Here is an 18,457-nt window from a genome sequence, read left to right as displayed (position 1 = left end):
TTAGTAGAATGAAGTAGTGGCAGATCCAGCAAGTTACAGGCCCCAAGCGGGTGAAATTCCCACCAATCCCGGGGTGTACCGGTTCCGCGATCCCCACGGCCGGGTCATCTACGTCGGCAAGGCCAAAAGCCTTCGCTCGCGCCTGAACTCCTACTTTGCGAACCCGGCGGGCCTGCTGCCCAAAACCCACGCAATGGTTCACACGGCCAGCAGTGTCGAGTGGACAGTGGTGGGCAGCGAGCTGGAGTCGCTGCAGCTTGAATACACCTGGATCAAGGAATACAAGCCACGCTTCAACGTGGTCTTCCGCGACGACAAAACCTATCCGTACCTGGCCCTCACCATGAGCGAGAAGCTCCCCAGAGTCCAGGTCATGCGGGGGGACCGCCGCAAAGGTACACGGTACTTCGGCCCGTACACGGCTGGCGCGATCCGGGAAACCATGGACACCTTGCTGCGGGTTTTCCCCGTCCGCAGCTGCAGCGCCGGCGTCCTCAAACGGGCCCAGGCGAGCGGCCGGCCGTGCCTGCTGGGCTACATCGATAAATGCTCGGCCCCTTGCGTTGGCCGGGTGACTCCCGAGGAACACCGGGCCCTGGCGGAGGACTTCTGCGCGTTTATGGGCGGCGAGGCCAAGCGTTTCATCACCAAACTCGAAAAGCAGATGGCCGACGCCGTTGGCACCCTCGACTACGAGCGTGCGGCGAGGCTCCGTGATGACATCGCCGCCCTTCGGAAGGTCTTTGAGCGGAACGCCGTGGTGCTCGCCGACGATACCGACGCCGATGTCTTCGCACTGCACGAGGACGAGTTGGAGGCTGCCGTCCAGGTGTTCCACGTCAGGGGTGGCCGGATCCGTGGCCAGCGCGGCTGGGTGGTGGAAAAAGTGGAGGACGCCACCACCCCGGATCTGGTGGAACACCTGCTGCAGCAGGTCTACGGCGACGACGGCGACAGCCATGGCAGGCTGCCCCGCGAAGTCCTGGTGCCCGTCGAACCCAGCAACGCCGCCGAGCTGACGGAATGGCTCGGCGGCCTGCGCGGAGCCAAGGTGGATGTCAGGGTGCCGCAGCGCGGCGACAAGGCTGCGCTGATGTCCACCGTCCGTGAAAACGCCGAGCACGCGCTCAAACTGCATAAGACCCGCCGCGCCGGGGACCTCACAGTGCGCTCCCAGGCACTGCAGGAGCTGCAGGAAGCCCTGGACCTGCCCGTGGCGCTCCTGCGGATCGAATGCTTCGACGTCTCCCACGTCCAGGGCACCAACGTCGTGGCGTCCATGGTGGTGGTCGAGGACGGGCTGCCCAAGAAGTCCGAATACCGGAAATTCTCCGTCACCGGGGCCGCCGCCGCAGACGACACCGCCGCCATGCACGACGTCCTGACCCGGCGCTTCCGGCATTACCTGCAGGACAAGTCGGCGCAGTCCGAGGCGTCCGCCCTGCCCGGGCACCAGGCCGCCTTGGAAGCAGCCGCCGATGCCGCGGTCCTGGACACCACTACGGCCGCCCCGCGGGCAAAATTCGCGTACCCGCCCAACCTGGTGGTGGTCGACGGCGGCAAGCCCCAGGTGAACGCCGCAGCCCGGGCCTTGGCGGACCTTGGCATTGAGGATGTCTACGTGGTGGGCCTGGCCAAACGCCTTGAGGAAGTCTGGCTGCCGGACAGCGACTTCCCCGTGATCCTGCCCAGGACGTCCCAGGGACTCTATCTGCTGCAGCGGATCCGTGACGAAGCCCACCGCTTCGCCATCACCTTCCACCGGCAGAAGCGCGGCAAGGCCATGACCGTCTCGGCGCTGGACGGAGTGCCGGGCCTTGGCGAGTCCAAACGCAAGGCCCTGCTCACCCATTTCGGATCCGTCAAAGGCGTGAAAGCCGCCACCGCGGCCGAGCTCACGGCGGCCAAAGGCATTGGACCATCCCTTGCCAACGCCATCGTGGCCCACTTCAGCGGCGACGACACGGCCGGCGATGCGCTTCCGGCCGTGAATATGGCCACCGGCGAAATCATTGAAACCTAGGTAGGGTAAGGAACGCAGGTTTCCGCCATTGCGGGCGCCTGCCTTCATCTGGACAGAAACGGGGCGGAACGAATGGCAGACTCTACGGCGGAATCCGGGACGGAGCAGGACGGGCTGACGCCGGTCAAGCCCCTCGAAGCGGAACTGCTGGTGGTCACCGGTATGTCAGGGGCGGGACGCAGCACCGCCGCGGACGCACTTGAGGACCATGGCTGGTATGTCGTGGAAAACCTACCGCCGCAGATGCTCGGCACCCTGGCCGAGATTGTCTCCCACGCTCCGCAGTCCATTCCGCGGCTGGCCGTGGTGATGGATGTCCGCAGCAAAGGCCTCTTTGTCGACGTCCGTGCGGCCCTGGGGGCCCTCGCCGCCAGTGGTGTCAAGTTCCGGGTCCTTTTCCTCGACGCCAAAGACGACGTCCTGGTCCGCCGGTTCGAGCAGGGCCGCAGGCCCCATCCGCTCCAGGAAGGCGGCCGCATCCTCGACGGCATTGCAGCCGAACGGGAGGTGCTCAAGGAACTGCGCGACAGCTCCGACGTCGTACTGGATACCTCGACCTACAACGTCCACGCCCTGGCTACCGCCATCACGGAACTCTTTAGCGAGACCGGCCCGGTGGCACTGCGGCTCAACGTCATGAGCTTTGGCTTCAAGTACGGCCTGCCGGTGGATTCCAACTACGTTGCTGACGTCCGGTTCATCCCGAATCCGCACTGGGTCCCGCAGCTGCGCCCGCATACGGGCCTGGACAAGGACGTCAGCGATTACGTCCTCGAGGCGGAAGGTGTAAAGAACTTCGTGGACCGCTATGTCCTGGCGCTTGAGCCCGTCCTGGACGGTTACCGGCGCGAAAACAAGCACTACGCCACCATCGCCGTCGGCTGTACCGGCGGCAAGCACCGGTCCGTGGCCGTCGCCGTCGAGCTTTCCAAGAAGCTGGCACAGTATCCGCGCGTGACCGTGACCACCACCCATCGGGATCTGGGCCGCGAGTAATGGGGATGTTCACCGGGCCCCTCCCGCTCGTACCGGTTTCCAGCGGAACGGCAGCCGGCCAGCAGGACAAGGGCCCCAACGTCGTGGCGCTCGGCGGCGGGCACGGCCTGTCCGCTTCGCTCTCGGCGCTGCGGCTGCTGACCTCCGAGCTGACCGCCATTGTCACTGTGGCGGACGACGGCGGGTCTTCCGGGCGTCTGCGCGACGAGTACGGCGTCCTGCCGCCCGGAGACCTGCGCATGGCGCTCTCCGCCTTGTGCGATGACACGGACTGGGGACGCACCTGGCGCGACGTGATGCAGCACCGTTTCCGGCCCGGCCAGGGCAGCGGTGGATCGCTGGACGAGCATGCGATGGGCAACCTGCTCATCGTCACCCTTTGGGAACTGCTGGGCGACACCGTGGCCGGCCTGAAGTGGGCCGGCGCCCTGCTCGGTGCCCGTGGACAGGTCCTGCCCATGTCCACCGTTCCGCTGACCATTGAAGGTGACATCCGCGTCACTGCACCTGACGGCACGTTCGCGCTCCAGACAATCCGCGGGCAGGCGAGGTGCGCCGTTGCCGGCTCGCTGGAACACGTCCGGCTCCTGCCCGAACAGGCACCGGCCTGCGTTGAAGCCCTGACAGCCATCGAACTGGCTGACTGGGTCATCCTGGGGCCGGGGTCCTGGTACACGTCCGTGCTGCCGCACCTGCTGCTCCCGGAAATGCGTGCCGCCCTGAGTGCCACAGCCGCAAAACGCTGCCTCACCATGAACCTGGCCACGGACACCAAGGAGACCACGGGCATGTCGGCGGCGGACCACCTGTACGCACTGCGCCGGTATGCGCCGGACTTCAGCGTCGATGTTGTCCTGGCGGATCCCGCGTCGGTGCCGGACCGGCAGGAGTTCGAGAAAGCCGCCGGGATGATCGGCGCCGAGGTTGTCTTGGGTAAAGTGGGGGCGTCGGGCCGCCGACCCGTCCATGACCCCCTGCGTCTGGCAGCGGCGTACCACGACATTTTTGGGAACAGTTAGGAAGGTGCCATGGCACTGACATCATCGGTCAAGGAAGAACTGTCCCGTCTGGACATCAAGAAATCCTCAGTCCGCAAGGCAGAGGTCTCGGCAATGCTGCGCTTCGCCGGCGGCCTGCACATCATCTCGGGCAGGATCGTGATCGAAGCCGAGGTTGACCTCGCATCGACGGCGCGCAGGCTCCGGGCAGCCATCGCCGAGGTTTACGGCCACCAGAGCGAGATCATCGTTGTCTCCGGCGGGGGACTGCGCCGCGGCAGCCGGTACGTGGTGCGGGTAGTCCGCGACGGCGAGTCCCTGGCCCGGCAGACAGGCCTCCTGGACGGCCGCGGCCGGCCGGTGCGGGGGCTTCCCTCGGCCGTGGTCAACGGCTCGGCTGCTGACGCCGAGGCCGTGTGGCGTGGTGCGTTCCTGGCCCACGGGTCCCTCACGGAACCGGGCCGTTCGTCATCGCTGGAGGTCACCTGCCCGGGCCCCGAGTCCGCGCTTGCCCTCGTTGGTGCCGCCCGCCGTCTTGGCATCCAGGCCAAAGCCCGCGAAGTCAGGGGAGTGGACCGGGTGGTGATCCGCGACGGCGACACCATCGCCGCCCTGCTCATCCGCATGGGCGCCCACGATGCCCTGATGGTCTGGGAAGAGCGCCGGATGCGCAAGGAAGTCAGGGCCACGGCCAACCGGCTGGCCAACTTTGACGACGCCAACCTGCGGCGCTCCGCCCAGGCGGCCGTGGCCGCCGGAGCCAGGGTGGACCGGGCACTGGAGATCCTGGGCGACGACGTCCCGGACCACCTCAAATACGCCGGCGAACTCCGGGTGGCCCACAAACAGGCGAGCCTGGACGAGCTGGGGCGCCTGGCAGATCCGGTAATGACCAAGGACGCCATCGCCGGCCGTATCCGCCGGCTCCTGGCCATGGCGGATAAGCGGGCCATAGATTTGGGGATCCCTGGCACTGATGCCAATGTGACGCCTGAGATGCTGGACGAGTAGCGGCGCCCCTAGAATCAGAGCGTTCACCCTGATCTTCCGGATGCCAGTCATCCGGATGCACAATCCGAGAGTTACAACCCGGACAGACCGTCCACGACATTGGAGGATTTTGTGACCGAGTACGTACTGCCAGAACTCAGCTACGACTACGCGGCGCTTGAGCCGCACATTTCGGCGCGCATCATGGAGCTGCACCACAGCAAGCACCACGCTGCCTACGTTGCAGGTGCCAACAACGCCCTTGCCCAGCTGGCAGAGGCGCGCGACAAGGGCGATTTCGCCAACATCAACCGCCTTTCCAAGGACCTCGCGTTCCACACCGGCGGCCACATCAACCACTCGGTGTTCTGGAACAACCTGTCACCGGACGGCGGCGACAAGCCTGAGGGCGAGCTGGCAGCTGCCATCGACGACGCCTTCGGTTCCTTCGACGCCTTCCGCGCACAGTTCTCCGCAGCTGCCCTTGGCCTGCAGGGATCGGGCTGGGGCTTCCTGGCCTACGAGCCGATCGGTGGCAACCTGGTCATCGAGCAGCTCTACGACCAGCAGGGCAACGTGGCTCTCGGCACCACGCCGCTGCTGATGCTGGACATGTGGGAGCACGCCTTCTACCTGGACTACGTCAACGTCAAGGCTGACTACGTCAAGGCCTTCTGGAACATCGTCAACTGGGCCGATGTCGCCAAGCGCTTCGATGCTGCACGCACCAACGCCACGGGCCTCATCACCCTGCCGTAGTGACCCGCAGTACATGAGCGTGTAACAAACTTCACATTTCGGCGTGATTTCGGCCGGAATGTGGAAGGTCCGCCCCCGCACTTGCGGGGGCGGACCTACTTAAACGTAAGATGGATCACGGAAGGCGGTCTGCCTTCAGCAATGTGGCTGGTCGCCCTCCGATCTATTAATCATCTCTGCCCAATGGCGTGCGGGATCTGTTAGTTGGCTTCAATGCCCGCTCAACTAGTTTGTGCTTAATCAAGCACCAAGGAGACTAAACAAGTGACGACCCGTATTGGTATCAACGGCTTCGGCCGCATCGGCCGCAACTACTTCCGCGCAGCCCTCGCACAGGGCGCGGACCTGGAGATCGTTGCCGTCAACGACCTCACCAGCCCTGAGGCACTGGCCCACCTGCTTAAGTACGACTCCGTCGGCGGCCGCCTGAAGGAAACCGTTGAGGTCAAGGACGGCAACATTGTTGTCGACGGCAACGTCATCAAGGTTCTCGCCGAACGCGATCCCGCCAACCTGCCCTGGGGCGAGCTGGGCGTTGACATCGTCATCGAGTCCACCGGCTTCTTCACCAAGGCCGCTGCCGCGCAGAAGCACATCGACGCAGGCGCCAAGAAGGTCCTGATCTCCGCACCTGCCTCCGACGAGGACATCACCATCGTGATGGGCGTCAACGAGGGCCTGTACGACAACGCGGCGCACAACATCATTTCCAACGCGTCCTGCACCACCAACTGCCTGGGCCCGCTGGCCAAGGTCCTCAACGACACCTTCGGCATCGAGCGTGGCCTGATGACCACCATCCACGCCTACACGGCTGACCAGAACCTGCAGGACGGCCCGCACAACGACCTCCGCCGTGCCCGTGCCGCCGCCATCAACATGGTTCCCACCTCCACGGGTGCGGCCAAGGCGATCGGCCTGGTCCTGCCCGAGCTCAAGGGCAAGCTGGACGGGTTCGCCATCCGCGTGCCCGTCCCCACCGGCTCGGCCACAGACCTCACCGTCACGGTCTCCCGCGAGACCACCGTCGAGGAAGTCAACGCGGCGTTGAAGAAGGCTTCGGAGTCCGACGAGTTCCAGGGCATCCTGACCTACACGGACGCACCGATCGTGTCCTCGGACATCGTCGGGGACCCGGCGTCGTCGATCTTCGACTCCGGCCTGACCAAGGTCATCGGCAACCAGGTCAAGGTTGTTTCCTGGTATGACAACGAATGGGGCTACTCCAACCGCCTCGTGGACCTCACGGAGCTCGTCGCAGCCAAGCTGGGCTAGGGTTAGACACATGACATTTCACACCCTCAACGAACTGATCGCTGAAGGTGTCCGCGGGCGGTACATTCTTGTCAGAAGTGACCTGAATGTGCCGCTCGACGGCTCTACAGTGACTGACGACGGCCGCATCAAGGCGTCTCTGCCAGTACTGGGAAAGCTCACGGACGCCGGTGCCCGCGTGCTGGTAACAGCCCACCTCGGACGCCCCAAGGGCGCTCCGGAGGAAAAGTACTCCCTCCGGCCTGCCGTAGCGCGGCTCGCCGAACTTGCCGCCTTCAAGGTCTCGCTCGCGCAGGACACCGTGGGCGGCTCCGCTAAGGAACTCGCCGCCTCGCTTCAGGACGGCGAAGTCCTCGTCCTGGAGAACGTGCGCTTCGACGCCCGGGAGACCAGCAAGGACGACGCCGAACGCGGCACCTTCGCGGACGAACTGGTGGCCCTGACCGGGGCCAACGGCGCCTACGTTGACGACGCCTTTGGTGCCGTGCACCGCAAGCACGCCAGTGTCTACGACGTCGCCACCCGGCTCCCGTCCTACCAGGGCGACCTTGTGCACACTGAGGTGGAGGTCCTGCGGAAGCTGACAGCTGACACGCAGCGGCCCTACGTGGTGGTGCTCGGCGGCTCCAAGGTCTCCGACAAGCTGGCTGTCATCGACAACCTCATCGGCAAGGCAGACACCATCCTCGTGGGCGGCGGCATGCTCTTCACGTTCCTGGCAGCAGAAGGCCACAGCGTGGCCGGCAGCCTCCTGGAAGAAGACCAGATCCCGGTTGTTCAGGACTACCTGAAGCGCGCTGCCGGTGCCGGCACCGAGTTCATCGTGCCGACCGACGTTGTGGTGGCCGGTAAGTTTGCGGCCGACGCCGACTACGAGACTGTCCCCGCGGACGGCATCGAGGGCAGCAGCTTCGGTGCCCAGGGCATCGGCCTGGACATTGGGCCGGACTCTGCAGCCGCTTTTGCGGACCGCATCAAGGGCGCCAAAACGGTGTTCTGGAACGGGCCCATGGGCGTCTTTGAGTTCGAAGCATTCTCCGGCGGAACCCGCGCCGTGGCCCAGGCCCTGACTGAGGTCGACGCGTTCACCGTGGTCGGCGGCGGCGACTCCGCTGCCGCGGTGCGGACGCTCGGTTTCGCTGACGACCAGTTCGGGCACATTTCCACCGGCGGCGGCGCCAGCCTGGAATATCTCGAAGGCAAGGAACTCCCGGGACTCAGCGTCCTGGACCGTTAGGAACCTGGACTGCCAAGTCCTCCGGCCGGCAGGGTACCCGCGGGCACCCTGCCGGCCGCATACATATCAAGTACTTTTGGAGAACACGTGACTACGTCAACGAACGGCGCTTTTGACCGCACGCCTCTCATTGCAGGCAACTGGAAGATGAACATGGACCATGTCCAGGGCATCACCCTCCTGCAAAAACTGGCCTGGACCCTGTCCGACGCCAAGCACGACTACAGCCGGGTTGAGGTGGCCGTCTTCCCGCCATTCACCGACCTCCGCGGCGTGCAGACCCTCGTCCAGGGCGATGAACTGGACATAGCCTACGGCGGCCAGGACCTCTCCCAGTTCGACTCGGGCGCCTACACGGGCGACACCTCCGGCCAGTTCCTGAACAAGCTGGGCTGCCGCTACGTCCTGGTGGGGCACAGTGAACGCCGCACCATCCACCAGGAATCCGACGAAGTGCTCAACGCCAAGGTCAAGGCAGCGTTCAAGCACAGTGTCACTCCGGTCCTTTGCGTGGGGGAAGGCCTGGAAATCCGACAGGCCGGCACGCATGTCGAGCACACGCTGACACAGCTCCGGGCGAACGTCGCCGGTTTGACGGCCGAGCAGGCGGCAGAGCTTGTGGTGGCCTACGAGCCCGTTTGGGCCATCGGCACCGGTGAAGTGGCCGGGCCGGAGGACGCCCAGGAAATGTGCGCCGCCATCCGCGCGGAACTGGCCACGCTCTTGGGCGATGACGTTGCGGCGAAGATCCGTCTGCTCTACGGCGGCTCGGTCAAGGCCAATAATGTCGCCGCGATCCTGAAGGAACGCGACGTCGACGGCGTGTTGGTCGGCGGGGCAAGCCTCGATCCCGCGGAGTTTGCTAATATTGTCAGGTTCGAGAGTCACCTCGTGACGGACTAGTCCGTCACGAAGCTCCAGGCTCCCGCAATTCCAATCTTCTGAAAGGCCGTCGTGGACGTTCTTCATGTCATTCTGCAGATTCTCCTGGGCATCACCAGCCTTCTGCTGACCCTGCTTATCCTCCTCCACAAGGGCCGGGGTGGCGGGCTGTCGGACATGTTCGGCGGCGGTATGAGTTCCGGCCTCAGCTCCTCCGGCGTGGCCGAGCGGAACCTGAACAGGTTCACGGTGATTCTGGGCGTTACCTGGGGCGTCGTGATCATCGCCCTTGGCCTGGTCATGCGCTTCAGCGGCGCAGGGGACTCATAACTCCTGCAACTGATCGTCGCCCGGCACTGCCGCGATGGGGATCTCCGAACTAAACTGTGGCTGTTGGCTTCCAACAGCCACAGTTTTTTGTTTAAGCAGCCAGGAGTCCCGATGGTACATAGTGCGTCAGCGTTCCGCGGCACCCGGGTGGGTGTCACAGAAGGAGCCGGTCCCAAGAACCAGTCAGAAGCGGCCTCGGGCGAGAGGGTGCCCCGTATCAGGGTTTCCTTTTGGTGCGCCAAGGGGCATGAGACCCAGCTTGTTTTCCTGCGGTTACCGGATGAGCAGCTTCCCACAGTCTGGGACTGCCGGCGCTGCGGGGCTCCGGCATCACGGGACGGCAAGGAAGCCGACCTGCCGGACCCGCTGGACGAAGGCTTCAAGAGCCACCTTGAATACGTTAAAGAACGGCGCTCCGACCAGGACGCCGAAGCTGTCCTGGCCGGAGCGCTGGAAAAGCTACGCGCCGGCGGCGTCCTTCCGGACGAGCTGCTGCGGGACGCGTGACGCTGCGTTTTCGTCGATAAGCCACAGCGTGCGGGATGTTCCCCGCGGGCCGGCCGCCGGTACCTGTACCGGGTTGGCGCCCGCCAGAGCCAGGCCCACCGCGCCGGCCTTGTCCTCGCCGGCCACCACCATCCAGACCTCGGCAGCAGTGTTTATGGCGGGAAGCGTGAGCGAGATCCGCTGGGGCGGCGGCTTGGGGGAATTGCGGACGCCAACGACTGTCCGCTCCTTCTCCCGGATTCCGCCCTGCTCCGGGAAGAGCGAGGCTACGTGGGCGTCCGGGCCAACGCCCAGCAGCACAACATCCAGCCGCGGCAGTACTCCTGGTTCGTCCGGACGGTCATCGGACATGTCGGCAGCGTGTTCGACCTGGGCTGCTTCCCGGAGCCTGCGCGCGTAGTCCTCGGCGGCTTCTTCGGGCGTGTCGAAGTCATCCGAGGAGGCAGGCTGGTTGATCCTTGCAGGATCAACCGGAATGCTCGACAGGAGTGCAGCAAACGCCTGCCTGGTGTTCCGGTCGGGATGGTCCGCGGCAACAAAGCGCTCGTCACCCCACCAAAAGTTCACCTTGGACCAGTCGACGGCCGGCGCTGCCGGAGAATCGGCAACAGCCTTCAGCGTTCCGATGCCTACTGTGCCGCCGGTCAGCACCACCGTGGCCTCACCGTGCTTGTCCTGCACATCCACCAGCTTGGTGATCAGGCGGGCCGCAATGGCGGCCATCAGGACGGACGAATCAGGATGGATGCTAACTCTTGGCTCAACGCTCACTGGGTCGGACGCTCCTTAGATTGGTACGTGGCAGTCCAATAGTAATCACTTCGCCGAACACTTCGTCGGGGTCGAGGCGGCGGAGTTCTTCGGCGAGGCAGTCTTTGAGGCTGCGGCGTGGGAGGGAGATGCGTTGGGCGGGCTGGCCGGGCTGGGTGAGTTCGGCGACGGAGAGTCCGGGGCGGAAGAGCTGCACGTCGCCGGTGTGGCGGGTGAGGCGGACGCGGCGGATGCCGGTCCCGGCGGGGTCCGCGACGATGGTCACGGGCGCGTCCAGGGCCAGGGTAAGCCATGCTGCGAGCAGGATGGTGGACGGGGAGTCGGAGGCGCCTTCGACGGCCACGGCGGTGACGGGCGAGGAGTCCACCTGGTCCAGGACTGCCGCGAGCTGGATCCGCCAGTTCGTCAGCCGGGTCCAGGCGAGGTCGGTGTCCCCGGCCTTGTACGTGGCCCGGATGTTCTCCAGGGCCGCCTGGGGGTCGGACTCGTTGGCGGAGTCGGTGATCCGGCGGTGCGCGATCCGGCCCACGGAGGTTTCGCAGGCGTTCTCCGGTGCCCCGTGCGGCCACCAGGCCACGATCGGGGCGTCCGGCAGGAGCAGGGCCGCGACCAGGGATTCGCTTTCGTGGGCGAGCTCGCCGTAGCCGCGGAGCACGATGACCTCGGACGCGCCGGCGTCACCGCCGACCCGGATCTGCGCGTCGAGCCGGTCCGGTGCGCTCTGGCCGGCGTCGGCGAGGACGATGATCCGGCAGGGGTGTTCGCGGCTGGCCTCGTTCGCGGCCTCGATCGCTTCTTCCTCGAGCCCGGAGCGGGTGACGACCACGAGTGTCAGGACCCGGCCCAGCGCGATCACGCCGCCCTGCTCACGCAGGGAGGTGATCTTCTTGGAGATCTTCGAGGTGGTGGTGTCCGGCAGGTCTACAATCATGGCCTTCTCCAGGTTCGTCCGTCGCGGGCCAGCAGCTCATCGGCCGAGGCAGGGCCCCAGGACCCCGGGGCGTAAGGCTCCGGCTGCTCTTTCAGCCCGGCCCAGTAGTCTTCAAAGGGGTCCAGGATCTTCCAGGACAGCTCCACCTCGGCGTGCCGGGGGAACAGCGGCGGCTCGCCGAGGAGCACATCGAGGATGAGCCGCTCGTAGGCTTCGGGGCTGGACTCGGTAAAGGAGTGCCCGTAGCCGAAGTCCATGGTCACGTCGCGGACTTCCATCTGCGTGCCCGGGACCTTGGACCCGAACCGGATGGTCGCACCCTCGTCGGGCTGGACCCGGATCACCACGGCGTTCTGGCCGAAGTCATCCTCGCCATGGTCACGGAAGAGCAGGTTCGGGGCGCGCTTGAACACCACCGCGATTTCGGTCACGCGGCGGCCCAGGCGCTTGCCCGCACGCAGGTAGAACGGCACGCCGGCCCAGCGGCGGGTATGGATGTCCACCCGGATCGCGGCGAACGTCTCCGTGGAGGAGTCGGCCGGGATGCCCTCTTCTTCCAGGTAGCCCTGGACCTGTTCCCCGCCCTGCCAGCCGCCCGCGAACTGCCCGCGCGCCGAGTGGGTGGACAGGTCATCGGGAAGCTTGACCGCGGCGAGGACCTTTTCCTTCTCCGCCCGCAGGTCATCGGCGTTGAAGGAAATCGGCTCCTCCATCGCAGTCAAAGCCAGCAACTGCAGCAGGTGGTTCTGGATCACGTCCCGGGCCGCACCCACACCGTCGTAATACCCGGCCCGCCCGCCCGTGCCGATATCCTCGGCCATCGTGATCTGGACGTGGTCCACATAATTCGCGTTCCACAACGGCTCGAACAACTGGTTCGCGAAACGCAACGCCAGGATGTTCTGCACCGTCTCCTTCCCCAGGTAATGATCGATCCGGAACACCGCATCCGGCGGGAACACCGACTCCACAATGTCGTTCAGCGCCCGCGCCGACTCCAGGTCATGCCCGAACGGCTTCTCGATCACCACCCGCCGCCACTTCTCCCCATCAGCCTGCGCCAGCCCGTGCTTGGAGAGCTGCCGGCAGACCTGCTCAAACGCCTTCGGCGGAATCGAAAGGTAGAACGCATGATTCCCCCGCGTCCCGCGCTGCTCATCGAGCTCAGCGATCGTGTCACCCAACCGCTCAAACGAATCATCGTCGTCGAACTCGCCCTGGACAAAACGGATACCCTCTGCGAGCTGGTTCCACACCGCCTCATCAAACGGCGTCCGCGAGTACGCCTTCACCGAGGCCTTCACCTCGGCGGCGAACTCCGCGTCCGACCACGGCCGGCGGCCAAAGCCGACCAGCGCGAAACTCGGCGGCAGCAGGCCCCGGTTCGCGAGGTCATACACGGCCGGCATGAGCTTCTTACGGGCAAGGTCACCGGTCACTCCGAAGAGCACCAACGAGGACGGACCGGCAATCCGGTTCAGGCGGCGGTCACGCGGATCCCGAAGCGGATTACGCCCTGATCGTCCGGAACGCGTCGTGGAATTCCTGCCGTTTTCAGTTTCTGGCATGTTTGCTGTTGAGCCTTAGTTTTCGGTGACGGAAGCTGACCGGGCTGCGAGTGCTGCAATGATCTCCTGCAGCTGTGCAACTCCGGCGGCGCGGTCGGTCAGGTGCAGTCGCAGGACGGGGCGGCCGTGGCCGGCCAGGACCTGGGCGTCGCCCGCGGCCTGGGCGGAAATCAGTTCCCCGAACGTGAACGGACGGTCCGGGATGGCCAGGTCTTCCGCAGGAGCGGCCGTGACCTGGAGAAAGACTCCAATGGCGGGTCCGCCCTTGTGGAACTGCCCGGTCGAGTGCAGGAACCGCGGGCCCCAGCCGAACGTGACGGGACGGCCGCTGACGCCGGCAAGCGGGTCGCGGATGCCTTCCAGCTCTGCGAAGGCCAGCCGGTCGAAGTAGGCATGGACGCTGAGGTAGCTGTCGTCGTCGAGCGTTCCAAGGAGGGCGCCGACGGCTTCCTCCGCGGTGGCTGCCCCACGGAGCCAGTCACCGCCGCGGACCTCAATGGCGCCGTCCACGAAGGCGGCAGGGGTCGGTTTGGGCTGGGCGTCAAGCAGGCCGCGGGCGGCAACCTTGGCTGCCTCCACGTCCGGCTGGTCATACGGGTTGATCCCCAGGAGGCGTCCGGCCACGGCAGTGGCGAACTCCCACACCATCATCTGGGTGGCCAGGCCGCCCGCGATGGCTACCTCATTGTCACCGAGTTCGACGTCGGCATCCGCGGCTACCAGCCGCACCACCAGGACGTCGGCGGCGCCGGAGGTGACCTCCGGCGACGTGGGTCCGGCAACCACCGGCAGGACGCCGGTACCGAGCTTGCCGGTGGATTCGGCGATGAGCTGTTCGGCCCAGTCCGCGAAGCCCACAATGCCTGAGCCGTCCTCGGCGATGACAATCTTGTTGCGCAGCGGGTTGGTTCCGCCCAGGGCTGTTCCGAGGGCCAGACCGATGTTCTCGGCGGCGTCCTCGTTCAGGATCTCGGCGGCTTCCTCGGCCTCATCCAGGAAGGCCTGGATATCCACACCGGCGAGGCCCGAGGGGACCAGCCCGAATGCGGTGAGGGCCGAGTAGCGGCCGCCCACGTTCGGATCGGCGTTGAAGACGGCGCGGTAGCCGGCCTCACGCGATGCCTTGTCCAGCGGGGAACCGGGATCGGTGACGATGATGATCCGGCTCTTCGCTTCGATGCCGGCCTCGGTGAAGGCGTGCTCGAAGATCCGGCGCTGGGAGTCGGTCTCCAGGGTTGAACCGGACTTGGACGAAACCACAATCGCGGTTTCGGCCAGCCGGTCTGCGAGGGCAGCACGGACCTGGTCGGGGTCGGTGCTGTCCAGCACTGTCAGCTCGACGCCAGCGGTGCCGGCGATGACCTCGGGAGCCAGCGAAGATCCGCCCATGCCGCAAAGCACGATGCGGGTCACGCCGTCAGCCTTGAGGGCATCACGGAGCTCGAGGATGCCGGCCACGAGGGCCTGTGAGACGGTGGCCGCCTCCACCCAACCGAGGCGGACAGCGGACTCGGCCTCGGCGTCGGGACCCCACAGGGTGTGGTCCTTGGCGAAGATCCGGGTGGCGATGCGGTCCGCCACAAGGGCGGGCAGGTGCTGCTCGAGTGCCTGCTGCGCGGCACCGGTGGCGTCGTAGCTGAGAGTGCTCATAGTGGGTTAGGAGGCCTTCCGTGCAGCGGCAAGGGCACCTTCGACGTCGCCCAGGAGTTCCTTCCAGCTGGCCACGAACTTGTCCAGGCCTTCGGATTCGAGGAGGGCGACAACCTCGTTGTAGGAGATACCCAGTGCGTCCAGTGCGTCCAGCGTGGCGTTGGCCTCGGTGTAAGTGCCGGAGACGGTGTCGCCGGTGACGACGCCGTGGTCGAACGTGGCATCCAGGGTCTTCTCCGGCATGGTGTTCACGACGCCGGGGGCGGCCAGTTCGGTCACGTACAGGGTGTCCGGGTAAGCCGGGTCCTTGACGCCGGTGGAGGCCCACAGCGGACGCTGGGGGAGCGCGCCGGCTTCAGCCAGCAGTGCCCAGCGCTCGGTGGCGAAGAGCTCCTCGTAGACCTGGTACGCCAGGCGTGCGTTGGCCACGCCTGCCTTGCCCTTGAGTGCCTTGGCCTCGTCGGTGCCGATGGCGTCAAGGCGCTTGTCGATCTCGGAGTCCACGCGGGACACGAAGAACGACGCGACCGAGTGGATCTTGGACAGGTCGTGGCCGTTGTCCTTGGCCTGCTCCAGGCCGGACTGGAAGGCATTGATGACGGCGCGGTAGCGCTCAAGCGAGAAGATCAGGGTCACGTTGACGCTGATGCCCTCGGCCAGCGTCGCGGTGATCGCTTCGAGGCCTTCAAGGGTTGCCGGGATCTTGATGTGGACGTTGTCCTTGTTGACCTTCTTGTACAGGTGCTTGGCTTCGGCAATGGTGCCGGCCGTGTCCCAGGCAAGGCGCGGGTCAACTTCGATGGACACGCGGCCGTCAACACCGTTGGTGGCTGCTGCCACCGGTGCGAAGAGGTCGCAGGCGTCGGCGACGTCGGTGGTGGTGATTTCGAAGATGGTCTCCTCGACGCTGGCGCCGGCTGCTGCCTGCGCCGCGATGATGGCGTCGTAGTCCGTGCCGGCCGTGATGGCGGCGTGGAAGATGGAAGGGTTGGTGGTCACACCAACAACGTTCTTCTCTTCGATCAGCTTCTGCAGCGTGCCGGTCTCAAGGCGGCTGCGGGAAAGGTCATCGAGCCAGATGGATACTCCGGCGTCGGAGAGCTGCTGTGTAGGGGTAGTCATGGTGATATCTCCTAAAATCTGGTTCAGGCCTGCAGGCCAGCGAGGGAGTCCTTGGCAGCGGCGGCGACAGCCACCGCGGTGATGCCGAACTCCTGGAAAAGGCGCTTGTAGTCGGCGGAAGCGCCATAGTGCTCGAGCGAGATGGAACGTCCGGCGTCGCCGACGAATTCCCTCCAGCCCAGGGCCAGCCCGGCCTCGACGGAGACCCGGGCCTTGACGGCAGCGGGGAGCACGGACTCGCGGTAAGCGGCGTCCTGCTTGTTGAACCACTCCACGCAGGGCATGGAGACAACGCGGGCAGCGATGCCTTCAGCCTGGAGGGCCTCGCGGGCCTGGACGGCCAGCTGGACCTCGGAGCCGGTGCCGATGAGGATCACGTCGGCGGGCACGGTGGCACCGTCCTTGGAAGCTTCAGCCAGGACGTAGCCGCCCTTGGCCACACCGGAAACGGAACCGAACGTGTCGCCGTCGGCTTCGCTTTCACCACGGGCATAGGTGGGGATGTTCTGGCGCGTCAGGACAATGCCGGCCGGGTTCTCGTGGTTCTCCAGCATGGTCTTCCATGCCACCGCGACCTCGTTGGCATCGCCGGGGCGGACCACGTCCAGGCCCACGATGGCGCGCAGGGAAGCGAGCTGTTCCACCGGCTGGTGGGTGGGGCCGTCTTCACCCAGGCCGATGGAGTCGTGCGTCCAGACATACAGGGACGGAACACCCATCAGGGCGCCGAGCCGGATGGCGGGTCGCTGGTAGTCGCTGAAGATCAGGAACGTGCCGGAGAACGCGCGGGTCCGGCCGTGCAGGGCAATGCCGTTCACGATCGATGCGGCGGCGTGCTCGCGGATACCGAAGTGCAGGACCCGGCCGTAGGGGTTGCCGGACCAGGTATCGGTCTGCTTGGAGGCGGGCACGAACGACGGCGAGCCTTCGATGGTGGTGTTGTTGGACTCGGCGAGGTCGGCGGAGCCGCCCCAGAGTTCCGGCATGACCGGTCCGAGTGCGTTCAGGACCTTGCCGGAAGCGGCGCGGGTGGAGACGTCCTTGCCGGCCGGGAAGACCGGAAGCGCGGCGTCCAGGCCGTCGGGCAGTTCGCGGGCCTCGATGCGCTGCAGGAGTGCAGAGCCTTCGGGGTTGGCGGCCTGCCAGGCGTTGAAGGACTCTTCCCATTCCTTCTTGGCAGCGGCGCCGCGGTCCACGACGGAGCGGGCGTGGGCCAGGACTTCCTGGTCAACGTCGAAGGACTTGGCGGGGTCGAAGCCCAGCACGGACTTCAGCCCGGCGACTTCCTCTGCACCGAGAGCGGAACCGTGGATCTTGCCCGTGTTCTGCTTCTTGGGCGCCGGGTAGCCGATGATGGTGCGCAGCGAAATGATGGAGGGCTTGGACGTCTCGGCCTTGGCGGCGAGCAGTGCGGAGTAAAGCTCCTGCACGTCCTCTTTGTATTCGCCGGTCTTGGTCCAGTCGACGCGCTGGGTGTGCCAGCCGTACGCCTCGTAGCGCTTGAGGACATCCTCGGTGAAGGAGATGTCGGTGTCGTCCTCGATGGAGATGTGGTTCTCATCGTAGACAACTACGAGGTTGCCCAGTTCCTGGTGGCCGGCCAGCGAGGACGCCTCGGAAGTGACGCCTTCCTGCAGGTCCCCGTCGGAGGCGATAACCCAGATGGTGTGGTCGAACGGGGACTCGCCGGCCGCAGCATCGGCGTCGAACAGGCCGCGCATCCGGCGCTGGGAGTAGGCGAAACCGACCGACGAGGCCAGGCCCTGGCCCAGCGGCCCGGTGGTGATCTCCACACCGGCGGTGTGCTTGTACTCCGGGTGGCCCGGGGTCAGGGAATCCCAGGTGCGAAGTGCCTCAAGGTCCTTCAGTTCCAGGCCGTAGCCCGACAGGAACAGCTGGATGTAAAGGGTCAGCGACGTGTGGCCGGGAGACAGGATGAAACGGTCGCGTCCCAGCCAGTCCGGGTTGCGCGGGTCGTGGCGCATCAGCTTCTGGAAGAGAAGGTAGGCGGCGGGCGCCAGGCTCATGGCCGTGCCCGGGTGGCCGTTACCGACCTTCTCGACGGCATCCGCAGCCAGAACGCGGATGGTGTCCACCGCGCGCTGGTCCAAGCTGGTCCATGACAGTTCTTGCTCTTCCAAATGTGGCACGAAAACCGGGCCCCTCTCTGTGCTGATGGTGGGCGGTACACGGGATCCGTTTCGGGGCACGCTATGGTGCCCGCTGCGGTGTGTACCAGCCGTTCACCATCGAAACGTTGATCTATCATTCAGCAGGGCTATGGGAACGCGTTATCCAACGCTTTTCTGCCGCTTGCTGATCTGGTGACAGCTTAGCTCGATTCCACTCTGCGGTCAGCGCAAATCTCACCTTTTGGACGCAATTTCCCCTTATGTGAATCGCCATTTCGTGAGGTTG

At 65.6% G+C, this 18,457-nt stretch carries 16 protein-coding genes; 10 read left to right on the top strand and 6 right to left on the bottom strand.

What is annotated here, in order from left to right; all coding sequences use genetic code 11:
- Positions 1-16: 16 nt before the first annotated feature.
- The 10 genes from uvrC (at position 17) to AU252_RS21990 (ending at position 9,997) form a co-directional block, all read left to right on the top strand.
- Entirely contained in the window at positions 17-2,023 is a 2,007-nt protein-coding gene (gene uvrC, locus AU252_RS22035) for an excinuclease ABC subunit UvrC (RefSeq protein ID WP_058932526.1), read from the top strand.
- 72 nt (positions 2,024-2,095) lie between these two features.
- Positions 2,096-3,019, top strand: a complete 924-nt coding sequence (gene rapZ / locus AU252_RS22030) for an RNase adapter RapZ (protein ID WP_058932525.1) — start codon at positions 2,096-2,098, stop codon at positions 3,017-3,019.
- Positions 3,019-4,038 (top strand): gluconeogenesis factor YvcK family protein, encoded by a 1,020-nt coding sequence (locus tag AU252_RS22025; RefSeq protein WP_058932524.1) that lies wholly within the window; start codon positions 3,019-3,021, stop codon positions 4,036-4,038. The genes rapZ and AU252_RS22025 overlap by 1 nt, the downstream gene beginning before the upstream one ends.
- 9 nt (positions 4,039-4,047) lie before the next feature.
- The gene (gene whiA / locus AU252_RS22020; RefSeq protein ID WP_056339766.1) at positions 4,048-5,028 is read left to right on the top strand and encodes a DNA-binding protein WhiA; all 981 of its coding nucleotides are present in this window, start codon (positions 4,048-4,050) and stop codon (positions 5,026-5,028) included.
- Between the two features lie 111 nt (positions 5,029-5,139).
- Entirely contained in the window at positions 5,140-5,766 is a 627-nt protein-coding gene (locus tag AU252_RS22015) for a superoxide dismutase (protein ID WP_056339769.1), read from the top strand.
- A 264-nt stretch (positions 5,767-6,030) separates the two neighbouring features.
- Positions 6,031-7,041 (top strand): type I glyceraldehyde-3-phosphate dehydrogenase, encoded by a 1,011-nt coding sequence (gap, locus tag AU252_RS22010; protein WP_058932523.1) that lies wholly within the window; start codon positions 6,031-6,033, stop codon positions 7,039-7,041.
- 10 nt (positions 7,042-7,051) lie between these two features.
- On the top strand, positions 7,052-8,278 hold the full coding sequence (locus AU252_RS22005) for a phosphoglycerate kinase (protein ID WP_058932522.1): 1,227 nt from the start codon (positions 7,052-7,054) through the stop codon (positions 8,276-8,278).
- A gap of 87 nt (positions 8,279-8,365) precedes the next feature.
- A complete protein-coding gene (gene tpiA / locus AU252_RS22000) occupies positions 8,366-9,181 on the top strand; it encodes a triose-phosphate isomerase (protein WP_058932521.1) in 816 nt (271 codons plus the stop codon).
- A gap of 51 nt (positions 9,182-9,232) precedes the next feature.
- Positions 9,233-9,490 (top strand): preprotein translocase subunit SecG, encoded by a 258-nt coding sequence (gene secG / locus AU252_RS21995; RefSeq protein WP_058932520.1) that lies wholly within the window; start codon positions 9,233-9,235, stop codon positions 9,488-9,490.
- Positions 9,491-9,601: 111 nt separating this feature from the next.
- Positions 9,602-9,997: an RNA polymerase-binding protein RbpA gene (locus AU252_RS21990; protein ID WP_056339784.1), complete on the top strand. Its 396-nt coding sequence runs from the start codon at positions 9,602-9,604 to the stop codon at positions 9,995-9,997.
- On the opposite strand, the gene pgl is transcribed toward AU252_RS21990, so the two are convergent.
- The 6 genes from pgl to tkt are packed head-to-tail and all read right to left on the bottom strand — an operon-like array spanning position 9,950 to position 18,180.
- A complete protein-coding gene (gene pgl / locus AU252_RS21985; RefSeq protein WP_058932519.1) occupies positions 9,950-10,768 on the bottom strand; it encodes a 6-phosphogluconolactonase in 819 nt (272 codons plus the stop codon). The genes AU252_RS21990 and pgl overlap by 48 nt on opposite strands.
- Positions 10,758-11,699 (bottom strand): glucose-6-phosphate dehydrogenase assembly protein OpcA, encoded by a 942-nt coding sequence (locus tag AU252_RS21980; RefSeq protein WP_058932518.1) that lies wholly within the window; start codon positions 11,697-11,699, stop codon positions 10,758-10,760. Before AU252_RS21980 ends, pgl begins: the two co-directional genes overlap by 11 nt.
- Positions 11,696-13,267: a glucose-6-phosphate dehydrogenase gene (zwf, locus tag AU252_RS21975; protein ID WP_058932517.1), complete on the bottom strand. Its 1,572-nt coding sequence runs from the start codon at positions 13,265-13,267 to the stop codon at positions 11,696-11,698. The genes AU252_RS21980 and zwf overlap by 4 nt, the downstream gene beginning before the upstream one ends.
- A 15-nt stretch (positions 13,268-13,282) precedes the next feature.
- A complete protein-coding gene (locus AU252_RS21970; RefSeq protein WP_058932516.1) occupies positions 13,283-14,917 on the bottom strand; it encodes a hypothetical protein in 1,635 nt (544 codons plus the stop codon).
- Between the two features lie 6 nt (positions 14,918-14,923).
- Positions 14,924-16,039, bottom strand: coding sequence for a transaldolase (gene tal, locus AU252_RS21965; protein WP_056339800.1), 1,116 nt, complete (start codon positions 16,037-16,039; stop codon positions 14,924-14,926).
- A gap of 23 nt (positions 16,040-16,062) precedes the next feature.
- A complete protein-coding gene (gene tkt, locus AU252_RS21960) occupies positions 16,063-18,180 on the bottom strand; it encodes a transketolase (protein WP_058932515.1) in 2,118 nt (705 codons plus the stop codon).
- Positions 18,181-18,457 lie beyond the last annotated feature (277 nt).

The organism is Pseudarthrobacter sulfonivorans, assembly GCF_001484605.1.
In the GTDB taxonomy this organism is placed as follows: Bacteria; Actinomycetota; Actinomycetes; order Actinomycetales; family Micrococcaceae; genus Arthrobacter; species Arthrobacter sulfonivorans_A.
The sequence above is the reverse complement of the archived record's forward strand: the minus strand, read 5'-3'. Positions and strand labels throughout refer to the sequence as shown.